The sequence below is a fragment of the Persicitalea sp. genome, assembly GCF_041751555.1.
Classification (GTDB): Bacteria; Bacteroidota; Bacteroidia; order Cytophagales; family Spirosomataceae; genus Persicitalea.
Map to the genome: position 1 here is coordinate 1 of NZ_JBGSXF010000348.1, position 11,136 is coordinate 11,136.

Here is an 11,136-nt window from a genome sequence, read left to right on the forward strand (position 1 = left end):
GTATCGGGAGAATGCAGCCAGCCGTAGCGTTGGCCGTGCCGCAAGCTTCCGTCGGGCTGCACCTGATAAATCCATATCCAGTGCGAGGCAGCGTCGGTAATATAAAGCTGGGTTTGGTCAGGCGAAAGGGCTTTGCCCCCAACTTTTATTTCTGGATCGGGTTCAAATTTGGCATTGGCCTGTTTTATTTTTGGGGCTGGTACGTCCGTCGTTTTGCCCGCCGCATCGACACGGTAGTTTTTATTTTGCTCAAAAGCATCCTGAAAAAATAACTCACCCTGTACGTCGACTACCAGGCTATTGTTCGAGGCGTACTTGCCGCTTGCCAGTTCCCAACCCGCGCCGGGTACTACAACATCGGTCAGCATAGGATTTTTGGAAGTACTCGTTTTGACTGGTTCGGGCCAGCCTTTCCATAAGTACCGCATGGCGTCGGGAAACAGGGCCGTACCGTGCTTGCCATTGTGCGCCCCCTCGCCCCAGACGTGCGCCACCTCGTAGCCCGAAAAATTCAGCGCCCGCAGCATCATCTGGTTGGCCATCCACCAATCGCCCGCGTAAATATTGAGGTCATTCTCACCATCTTGCAGAAATACACGCAGGGGTTTGGGTTCATATTTACGGATCAGCGTTGGGTAGCGGTCAGCCCCGCGCAGGCCCACGTAAGTACCGATGGCGCTGAATACCCGCGAGAAGTCATTGGGCCGTTCCCAGGCCGCCGTGAAGGCACAGACCGCCCCACTACTCGACCCGCCGATAGCGCGGTCGTTGCCGTTTTTGGAAAGGTGGATGACGCGCCCATCGCTGGTTTTCATTTTTTCCACTTCGGGCAGAATTTCTTCCAAAATAAATCGCGCGTAGTTGTCGCCCAGCCCGTCGTACTCGTAGCTCCTGTTGAAGCGGTCGAGTGCCTCTTCTGGGTTCTGCGCAATCACCCGCCCCGGCGTAACGAACACGCCAATCGTCACGGGCATTTCTTTTTTGTGAATGAGGTTGTCGAAAACCGTCGTTGCTTTCCACTGAATGCCATCCTGGTTGACATAGACGCAGGCGGGTTTGGATGGGTCGTACTGTGTCGGGACGTACACCCACACTTCCCGCCAGGTACCGGGAAAAATCTTGGATTGATCGAAGGTAAATTTGAGTACCTCACCCTTTGGCACGCCCGCCTGTTCGACGGAAGCGGGGTCGGCGGGGTAGTCTTCGGTGGGAGTTTGGGCTTGCAGAACAACAGCGTAGCCGAGCAAAAACAGGAGGAGGAGTTTTTTCATGGGGAGTTGGAGAAAGGGTTATTGGCACAAAGCAACGGGTACCTTTCCTTTACCCTGCTATAAGGAGCAAAACCTTACCTTTGCCAAAATTCAGAATTTAGTAAAAATGAAATTCGACGACTACTCCATTGCTTTTGAGATAAAAAGAAACCTTTCCAAAATGGGTTTTAAGCGTCCGACCGACATTCAGTTCCGGGCCATTCCCTCCATCTTGAAGGGAGAAGACGTTCTGGCCATCGCCCAGACAGGAACGGGCAAAACGGCGGCTTTCGCGATTCCGGTCGTGAGCATGATTCATGACATAAAGCAGCGCAGCCGCACCGCCCCCGTGCGCTGTATAGTGATGGTACCTACGCGGGAACTGGCTTTACAAATTACTGAGGTCTTTGACCAAATTGCCCACCACACCCGCGTCAAGACCGTCTGCCTGGTCGGCGGGGTCGAACAGGAGCCGCAAATCGAGCGACTTGGCGATGGTGTGGATATTCTGATCGCTACGCCGGGCCGTATGTTCGACCTGATCAGTCAGGGCCACATCGACCTCAGCCGCGTGGAAATCCTGATTTTGGACGAAGCCGATCAGATGCTGGCACTGGGCTTTTACAAAGACATCGAGGATGTCATCAAGAAATTTCGACGCAGTCGGCAGACACTATTTTTCTCGGCTACCATCGACGACACGATCAAGAAGCTGGCCTACTCCATTGTCCATACCCCTATTCGTATCGAGATAGCCCCCAAAGACCGTGTGTCGAAGAATATCACCCACTCGATGGCCCACATCGCGATGGACGACAAGCGGTTTTTCCTCGAACGGATTATTAAGCAGAATCCCGACAAGAAAATCCTGGTCTTCGTCCGTACCAAAGTACGCGCCGAGCGCGTAGCCGCCGCTTTGGCCCGCATGGAGATCGACAGCCAGACTATTCACGGCGACAAAGAGCAGACGGCTCGCCTGAAAACGATGCAGGACTTCAAGAAAGGCCGCACCCTGGTAATGATCGCCACTGACGTCAGTGCCCGCGGCATTGACATTCCCGAGGTAGATTTCGTCATCAACTACGACTTGCCGGAGGAAACCGAGAAGTACGTCCACCGCGTGGGCCGCACAGGGCGCGGTACCCACAAAGGCCGCGCGGTGTCATTCAGTAGTCCCGAAGAACAGCCACTACTCGATGCCATCGAAGAATTCCTGGGCTATAAAATCAATGTCCTGGAAATACCAAAAGAGGACTACGAGCAGACCATTGACCTGACGCAGGACAACGTTACCTTTGACTTGAAGGGGCTGATGCAAGAAGTAGAAGATTTTGAGAATCGGAAGCGCCGGAAAAAGCGAAAATAAGGGGATGAAAGGGAGGAAGGATGAAAGGAATAAAGGATGCTGGCGCAAGCCCTCCTTTCTTCCATCCTCCTTTCCTCCTTCCTCCTCACATCTTCATGCTCAACGCAATCCGCTTCCGCGCCAAATCCACCGACGTCACTTTCACCTGGACTACCTGTTGTAGTTTCACTACTTCATTTGGGTCTTTTACAAAACGGTCGGCCATTTGCGAGACGTGCACCAGACCGTCCTGCTTTACGCCGAGGTCCACAACAGCGCCGAATGCCGTGATCTGGGTCACGAGGCCGGGCAGCACCATGCCTTCATGTAAGTCCTCTACCGTCCGTACGTGCTCATCGAAGGCGAATGTTTCGCGCTCGGCGCGGGGGTCGCGCGCGGGCTTTTCCAGTTCTTTCAAGATGTCCTGTAAAGTCGGCAGACCGATGGCGGCCCCACCGATGTCGGCACCGACATACCGGGCGGGTTGAATTTGGCGGCGGAGTTCGGGCTTTTGCATGAGTTCGGTCACCGAAGCGTCGACGTCCTTAGCCATTTGCTCCACCAAAGCGTAACGTTCGGGATGCACCGCGCTGTTGTCCAGCGGATTCTTTGCGCCCTCGATGCGCAGAAATCCGGCGGCTTGCTCGAAGGCTTTCGCGCCCAAGCGCGGTACTTTCACGAGTTGGGCGCGGGACTTGAAACCGCCCACTTCAGCACGGTAGTTCAGGATATTCTGAGCCAGCGCCGGTCCCAGGCCCGATACGTAGCGCAGCAGGTGCTGGCTGGCCGTGTTAAGGTTTACACCCACAGAGTTGACGCAGCTTTCCACCACGCCATCCAGTGCATTTTTCAAGGCCGTTTGATCTACATCGTGTTGGTACTGACCCACCCCGATGGACTTCGCATCAATCTTGACCAACTCGGCCAGCGGATCCATGAGCCGCCGCCCGATGGACACCGAGCCGCGCACGGTAAGGTCGAGGTCGGGAAATTCTTCCCGCGCTACTTCCGAGGCCGAATAAATGGATGCGCCCTGTTCGCTAACCAGCACTACTTCTACCCCTTGTTCTTTCCCGGTAGCTACCAACAATTTCTTCACAAAATCCTCCGTTTCGCGGCCCGCAGTACCGTTTCCAATCGCAATGGCTTCGGTTTTGAATTTTTCCAAAACTTGTTCCAAACGCCTCTGCGCCTCGGCGGGTTTGTCGAAAGGATAAATCACAAAATGTTCCTTCAAATTTCCGCGTTCATCCAGCACAACTACCTTGCATCCAGTTCGATAACCGGGATCAATGGCCAAAACCTTCTTTTGGCCCAAAGGCGCGGCCAGCAGTAATTGCCGCAGGTTCTCTGCGAATACCCGGATAGCCTCATCGTCAGCTTTTTCCTTGGAGATTTTGGCAAATTCCGTTTCGATGGAGGGTTTGAGCAATCGTTTGTAGCAGTCCTTCACGGCTATTTCCAACTGCGCCTGACCCGCCGCCGGGCCGATAACAAATAGTCGATTTAAGGTCGATAGCGCCCGCTCCTCGTCGGGCGAGATGCCGACGCTTAGGATGTCTTCCTCCTCCCCTCTTCGGATGGCCAGCAGCCGGTGCGAGGGAATGCGGGACAGTTCTTCGGTGTAGTTGAAATAGTCGCGGTACTTGGCTCCTTCTTCCTCTTTGTTTTTCTTGACCTTAGCCGAGATTATCGCGCTCCGCGTGAACCAGCCACGCGTCCGGTTCCGGGCCTCGGCATCCTCACTGACCCACTCGGCGATGATGTCGCGCGCGCCCTGCAAGGCATCCTCTGCAGTCGGTACTTCCTTATTAATGAAGCTCGTAGCCCGCATTTCGGGAGCGGCTTCCCTACCTTGAAAAATAGCCTTCGCCAGGGGCTCAAGACCACGTTCTACGGCTAGTACCGCGCGGGTTTTTCTTTTCTGCTTATAAGGCAAGTACAAATCCTCCAACTCCGTCAGGCTAAACACGCCTTCAAGCTTTGTGCGTAGTTCTGGTGTTAGTTTGCCCTGCTCTTCAATGGTTTTCAGAATGCTCTCGCGGCGCTTCTCTACTTCCTGCTGCTTTTGCCAGGCGTCTTTGATAGCCCCGATTTGTACCTCGTCCAGTCCGCCCGTGGCTTCCTTGCGGTAACGAGCGATAAAGGGCAGCGTGGCTCCTTCTTCAAAAAGTTGGATAGTATTAAGGACTTGCCGCTCGGGCAGACCCGTTTGCTGGGCGATGTGCAGGTAGTTCATGGCGAAAATTTAGCGATGCCAAAACTACAAATTTACAAACCGCCCACCACTGCCCGCACGGCGCGAATCGAACTGCTGGGCTTGAAATCGGGAAAGCGCCGCTCGAACTTGCTGCTGTCGAAGACATAGTCGCGGTCGTATTGGTAGGCCATTTCTTTGAGTTCCTTCATAATTGGAACAAAGATTCCCAAAAGGCTCATCAACCAAATCGGCACGGTTTGGTACTTTGGTTCGACGTTCATCTGCCGGGCAAAGAGTTCAATCCACTGCTTGCCCGTCAACTTGGAGCGGTCGGTGGGCAAGTGCCAGGTCTGATTGTAGGCGTCGGGCGTGTTGCCCAGTAGCGCGGTAGCCTTGCCCGCATCGGGTATGAAGGTGAAGTTATGGAGTTTGTCCACGCTGACCAACCAGTTGGCCTTCTTGCCCTTTTTGAAATTTTTATAGACCATCTCGTCGATCACTCCGTTGGGTGAGCCGATGAAATCCGCCGCACGGGCGATCAGGGCGGTCAGTTGGCCTTTCTCTACCTCGTCCAGAATCATATCGACCACTTGCTTGCGTATTGCTCCTTTTTTGCTGGTGGGACGCATGGGCGTTTCCTCGGTCATGGGATTCAGGTGGTCGGGATCGTACATATAGACGTTATCGAAAAAAACCAACCTGGCTCCGTGTTTTTTGCAGGAAGCAACAACATTGCGCATGAAAGACGGCCATTTCTCCTGCCAAACCTTTACGCTGTACGGAAAGCCAATGGTCACGTACACGATGACTGACCCGGCCACGGCGCGGTCGATGTCTTCGGCTTTGGATAAATCGGCCGCCATCAATTCGTCGGACTCATTTACTTTTTTGGGCGTTCGGCTCACTAACCGAATGCGGGTAGTGTAATCAGGAAGTGCCTTGGCGAGTTCGACACCGATGCTGCCGCCCGCGCCTAGAATGGTTTGTAGGTCGTTGGTGGGAGTTTTTACTTCGAGCGGCATGGCTGACGGAGGCTGAGTTTGTAAGAGACAAGCACGAATTTATAAAGAATTTTCTGCTCCCTCCAAGTACTTCAAGACCAAGAAGTTTTTATCTTTACTTTCCACCTTGACTTTTCTGCTCATGAAAACTTTACCCATAGTAGTAACTCTGTCTTTTCTGCCAATTTTGTGGTCTTGCCAAAAGGCTGAAAACACGGAGCAACCGCAAAAGGAAACAACGGCGGTTGAAAGTATCCAGTCCATGCCTGACCAGAACTTCGAAGTAGATGCGGAAGCCCTATTGAAAGATTATAAGACATGGTATGGCTATCACTACCGCACGATTCACTTGGCCCAGGACTTTACCGGACTCGACACGGATTCTAGCCAATTGACTAAGGCGGCATTCTTAGCAAAATTAGCTACCGGAAATTACATCGCGCTCAAAACAAAATTGAAAGACGGAATGCCAACTTACGCTTTGTATCGATCTAGCAAGGCTGATCCCGATAGGCAGAGAACCATCAAAAATTTAGTTTCCTACGAATTAAAAAATACAAGTTGGGAGGGAAAAGAAATGCCGGAGTTTAGCTTCACCGATTTAGAGGGAAAGGTGTACAATAAAGTCAAGACTAAGGGAAAAACTCTAGTGTTAAAATGCTGGTTTATTGGCTGCGTGGCCTGTGTAAAAGAATTTCCTGAATTGAACGAGTTGGTGGATGAATATAGGCATAACCCTGATGTTCAGTTCGTAAGCCTGGCTTCCGACACCAAACCGCAGTTGGAGTCTTTCATTAAAAAGAAACCATTTAAATACGCCGTAGTTCCAGAACAGGATAATTTTATGATAAATAAGCTGGATATAAAAATGTACCCCACTCACCTTGTTGTCGATGGTAGTGGGACGATATTGAAAGTCGTTAATGGTGCTGACGACTTGAAAATCTTTCTGGAGAAACAATCAATCAACTAGATTTCCTACTTGTTTAAATTTCTTTTGGGGGATAGCATTGGATTTAAACATTGAAGCAGGAAGCGGGGTAATGAGGTGATTTCTGGTAGCTACTTCAAATCCATACCCTTCTGATTTCCAAACCCTTTAAGTATCATACGATCCCTATAAATATCCAAAATTGCGTAAGAACTTATTTCGGTATCCACCATGCCAAAAATCGTGATATAGTGGATACCGTTTTTGAAAACATAACCTCCGGCGTGATTGTGTCCACTGATGAAGGCCACTACGCTGGGACTATCTTCAATTATTGATACAATTTCGGCAGCATTCCACAAGTTGTGCGCGCCCCCCTCGGGCCGCACCGGCATATGGGAAAATAGGATTATCTTCTGGCTCGCTGCATCAGCCTGGGCGATTTCTTGCTTAAGCCAGGCTTGTTGCTGTTCTCCGATACCACTGTTCCACTCTTGGTGATTAGGCTGCCCTTCGGTGCTTTTGTAATATTTGTCTAAAGTGGCAAGGGGCCGTTTGTGCAGCGGGTTGGAATAATAGGCGTAGTCGGTGGCGTCAAGCACGATGAAACGAAATCCTTTCTTTACGTAGGAGTAGTAGTAGTTGAGCATCCCCAGGCGATTCAGCAGCTGAGGCATGTAGGTCGAGTCGATGGAAAAATCATGATTGCCCAGGGATTGGTAGTTCTCGATACCTGGATCGAGATGCCGATATACGGGTAGTACTGAATCATAACTCATCCAGTTTTTGTCTATGACATCACCGAGGGTTTGGACAAAATCCACCTTTTGGGAGTTGAAAGTATCTACGGCTTGCTGCAATTTCCAGACCGACTCCCGGTAGTAGCGTTTGCCCACCGTGGGTTGGTCGGCGTACTGCGGGTCGGCTACCAGGCCGATGCTCAGGATGGGTTTGGTAGTTGAGCAAGAAAACTGCAAGAGGGCGGCAAACATTACTGTCAAGTACTTATACATCGCTATTCGGGCTTATAAATCACCGCGTTGGCAAGGATTCGCGCATATGTGACGTCGGCAAAATCCTGGGCATAGTGTCCCGCCTGACTACAAAACACCGAGCCTTTTCCCGTCTTCATCCACCAGGCTGATCGATCCTGCATCCACTCATTACCCTTCGGGTCGATGAATTTGAATCCAAGCAGAACCGTGCGGGGAGTAATTAGGTGATGATTGAGATAAACTTCGGTTTTGGGGAAATTGAATCCAGGCAGATTTTTATATTTGGGAGTGCCTTCCGACTGGTACTTGATTTTCTGGGGATAAGCCACTTTGTGGGTAGTAATGAAGTGCTTGGGTGCCAGGTTCACGATGTCCATGCTCATGTCGTCTATGTACTTGTAAGCCGGGGCTTCCTCCTCCGCTTGGGGTAGTTCCAGGCCCAGGAACGAAAACCATTCCTTGTTTTTCCGCTTCCCCGAACTTATGGAGTGATGCAGGACTATGAGCTTACCGCCCTCTTCGGCATACCGGATGAAAGCCTCCTCAGGCCCCGTGTCCAGGTCTTTGTGGATGTACACCACCACGGCTTGAAAACCTGACAAGTCATCGGGCAAATCGGTCTGGGCGATGATTTTGGAAATGAGTCCTTCCTGTTCTTGCAATCCTTTGGCCAGAATTTCCATCGCCGGAAATTCATCGGCGACCATCAGGACTTGCTGGGCGGAAAGGTGTCTAGTGGCAAATATGAGCAGGGTAAGGAGTAGTAACTTTTTCTTCATAGTTTGAAGATAAATTAATCTGAGAGATTTGAAATAACAGGCTCTTCCCCGCCCCAAGCACTCCAGTAATACAGATTTAACAACCTATGGGGAAAGACATTATATTCTAAACGGGTCAAGGACTCTCAATTCCTGAATATTTTTGAAATCCGAGATATTCCTGGTCATCAAAACTAAATCATAAATGAGTGCCGTTGCAGCAATAATGGCATCTGGTAATTTAATTTTATGTTCCCTTCGTATATCAGCGGTTTTAAGTTTGATAGGTCGTTCCAGCTCAATGACCAGAGCATCATTGATGAAATCATGAATGACAGCCAGATCTTTCTCCGTAGCGGCCTTCCAGCAAAGTAGTTCAATTTCTGTGATGGCAGATATACAGGGTTGATCTCTTAGGAGAATATCATCAATAAATTTTTCTGCTTGAGGCGAGAATTGCTGCTGTAGGTAATATATTACAGTGTTAGTGTCCCAAAGATAGCTTACTCCCATCCGCTACGTAATTCATTAAGCTGGCTGTCGATCTCGGTCTGGGATTGCTTGGACATGGCTCCTTTGTACTGTTTTGCCCAGTTTACGGAAGTTAGCGCTTTTTCTCTGCGTACACGAATCAGTTGCAGAAGCTCTAAATCCTGCAAAAGCTTCATCGCTTTATCATTGATAATATCTACCGTCACGGTCTGCATGGAAGTTTCTATAAGGTGACTACTGCCTTGATGTTTTAAAGTTAGGTACTACTTTTCACTAAAAAAAACTACTTCCCCGCCTCCCGCGTCCGCAAGTACCCCACCAAATCCAAAATTTCCCGATCCGAGAGCGGTTCCAGCAACCCCGTCGGCATCATCGAAACGGGCGTCACCTCCCGCGACTGCACGTCGGATTTATTAAGTACCACCGCATCCTGCCCCACCACGCGGAGGGTGAGTTGGCGGTCGGTTTCCTTGGCAACGTTGCCCACGTAAGTACGTCCGTCGCGGGTCGTGACGACTACCATTTTGTAGTCGTCCTGGATTTCGCCGCTGGGGTCGAGGATGTTGCCCAGCAGGTAGTCCACGTTGCTGCGGTTGGAGCCTGTGAGATCGGGGCCTATGGCGCCGCCTTCGCCGTAGAGTTTGTGGCAGGGACCACAGGTATTTTTGAAAATTAGTTTGCCTCTCGAGGCATCGGCGGTGGTCAGTGCTTTGTCAGTCAGTAAATTACGGTACTTTGTGTAGGCTTTCTCATCGAAATCCACGTGGTCGATGGGCCCCCAGACTTCTACAAAACCACTGCCCACCACGCGCCGCAACTGCCGGGCTACGTAGGCCGGGACGTCCTTTTTGAGGATGTCCTTTTTGGCGATGGCCTGCGTTAGCAGCCAGCCGTACTTCGGGCGCGAGGCCAGGGTTTGGATGGCTTCGGCTTTCTCAGCCTGATTTAAAGAAGGGTAGCGTTCCAGCAGCCGTTTGCCCAGTGGCTCGGCGTCGTAGCTGGCGATGGCTCGGATAACCTCCTGCCGCAGGGTCAGTTCTTCGAGCAAGGCGGGTAGTTCGGCGACCAGTTCGGGGCGTTGCCGCCGACTGAGCGCTTGCAGGGCTTTGACGCGATCTGTGGCCGGGGCTTTGTTGTTTTTCAAGACTGCCATCTGGTTTTTAGCCGCTTCGGTGTCGCCGAAGTGCTGCGCGATGTCGCGAGCGACAATGGCCGTGGCGTCGTCGCCTTCCAATAATTTGGCATAAACCCCCGGCCAATTTTTGGGCGCGGCCACGTCGTAACGGCCTTCAAGGGCATCGCGCATTCCCGCCAGCAAGTCTGTGTTTTCGGGAAAATTTCTGATTGCAACCACCAGTTTTTCGGTAGCATCTGCATCTACCAAGCGCCGGGCTATGTGGCGCGTGACTAACGGCAAACGGCTTTCTACGGCCAGAATGTACGCCAGGGCGGTACCTTGGGCCACCAGCGGCTCCACGCCATACCAAATCATCTTAGGCAAGTTGTGGTCGTCGGCGTCCTCGTCGTGACGGACTAGTTGCTCAGCGATGCGCCAGAGCGAGGGTTGATCGAGCCGCTGCATAGCTGAGGCCAAGTACAACCGCACGACGGGCGAGGGATCGCTTTCGGCCATTTCTACAAAATTCATAACCACCTCAGAAGTCGGCGGCCCGTCTTCGCACAGCATCTGAATCGCCCAGGCGCGGATGTGGGCGTTTTCATCGGCCAGCGATTTTACGAGGTCGGTTTTTGGCAAACCGTCCGTTATGTGCAAGGCCCACATGGCCCGCAGCCGCCAATCTGGATTGGCTCGGTCTTGAAAAATAGTACGCAAACCGTCATGAGTCGAAGCTGACAGCGTTTTATTCGCCGCCCGGCTTTGCAGAAGTACCCGCGCCCGTCGGGCGTGCCACTCGCTGGGGGTAGTTTGCAGGGCCACGAGTTGGGCGTCGGTCATCTTGCCCAAATCGGCGTAGCGATCCGGCCAGTCTTTGGCTTGCGAAACTTTGGGCATAATCCTGAAAATGCGTCCTGTTTCCTTGTTCAGCACGTCGGAGCCGCAGATGTCGGCGTCGTGCCAGTCCAGTACATACAAGCCGCCCTCGGGTCCTATTTCCAGGCTAAAACCGACCCATTGGGCGTTGTTGGCCAGCATGAAATCGTC

The 11,136-nt window shown here is 51.9% G+C and carries 9 protein-coding genes and 1 pseudogene; 2 read left to right on the plus strand and 8 right to left on the minus strand.

Features of this window, described 5'->3' with window-relative positions:
• On the minus strand, window positions 1-1,271 hold a 1,271-nt coding region (locus ACEW8P_RS12450; RefSeq protein ID WP_373513403.1), incomplete at its 3' end, for an alpha/beta hydrolase-fold protein.
• A gap of 106 nt (window positions 1,272-1,377) precedes the next feature.
• Here ACEW8P_RS12450 and ACEW8P_RS12455 point away from each other — a divergent pair.
• Window positions 1,378-2,616: a DEAD/DEAH box helicase gene (locus tag ACEW8P_RS12455; RefSeq protein ID WP_373513404.1), complete on the plus strand. Its 1,239-nt coding sequence runs from the start codon at window positions 1,378-1,380 to the stop codon at window positions 2,614-2,616.
• An 85-nt stretch (window positions 2,617-2,701) separates the two neighbouring features.
• Here ACEW8P_RS12455 and ACEW8P_RS12460 read toward each other — a convergent pair whose 3' ends face one another.
• Both ACEW8P_RS12460 and ACEW8P_RS12465 read right to left on the minus strand, forming a co-directional pair.
• Window positions 2,702-4,834 carry a Tex family protein gene (locus ACEW8P_RS12460; RefSeq protein WP_373513405.1) on the minus strand — a complete coding sequence of 711 codons (2,133 nt, stop codon included), beginning with the start codon at window positions 4,832-4,834 and terminating at the stop codon, window positions 2,702-2,704.
• 32 nt (window positions 4,835-4,866) lie between these two features.
• The gene (locus ACEW8P_RS12465; protein ID WP_373513406.1) at window positions 4,867-5,817 is read right to left on the minus strand and encodes an NAD-dependent epimerase/dehydratase family protein; all 951 of its coding nucleotides are present in this window, start codon (window positions 5,815-5,817) and stop codon (window positions 4,867-4,869) included.
• A gap of 121 nt (window positions 5,818-5,938) precedes the next feature.
• Here ACEW8P_RS12465 and ACEW8P_RS12470 point away from each other — a divergent pair, with 121 nt between their 5' ends.
• A complete protein-coding gene (locus tag ACEW8P_RS12470; protein WP_373513407.1) occupies window positions 5,939-6,769 on the plus strand; it encodes a TlpA family protein disulfide reductase in 831 nt (276 codons plus the stop codon).
• Between the two features lie 89 nt (window positions 6,770-6,858).
• Here the strand turns inward: ACEW8P_RS12470 and ACEW8P_RS12475 are convergent, their stop codons facing one another.
• From ACEW8P_RS12475 to ACEW8P_RS12495, 5 genes and pseudogenes are all read right to left on the minus strand, one after another.
• Window positions 6,859-7,740 carry a metallophosphoesterase gene (locus tag ACEW8P_RS12475; RefSeq protein WP_373513408.1) on the minus strand — a complete coding sequence of 294 codons (882 nt, stop codon included), beginning with the start codon at window positions 7,738-7,740 and terminating at the stop codon, window positions 6,859-6,861.
• Between the two features lie 2 nt (window positions 7,741-7,742).
• Complete coding sequence (locus ACEW8P_RS12480; RefSeq protein ID WP_373513409.1) at window positions 7,743-8,501, minus strand: ThuA domain-containing protein; 759 nt, start codon at window positions 8,499-8,501, stop codon at window positions 7,743-7,745.
• Window positions 8,502-8,600: 99 nt separating this feature from the next.
• Window positions 8,601-8,993 carry a type II toxin-antitoxin system VapC family toxin gene (locus ACEW8P_RS12485; protein ID WP_373513410.1) on the minus strand — a complete coding sequence of 131 codons (393 nt, stop codon included), beginning with the start codon at window positions 8,991-8,993 and terminating at the stop codon, window positions 8,601-8,603.
• Window positions 8,984-9,187, minus strand: coding sequence for a hypothetical protein (locus ACEW8P_RS12490; protein ID WP_373513411.1), 204 nt, complete (start codon window positions 9,185-9,187; stop codon window positions 8,984-8,986). Before ACEW8P_RS12490 ends, ACEW8P_RS12485 begins: the two co-directional genes overlap by 10 nt.
• A 68-nt stretch (window positions 9,188-9,255) precedes the next feature.
• Window positions 9,256-11,136: pseudogene (locus ACEW8P_RS12495) on the minus strand (dehydrogenase); the annotation flags it as partial.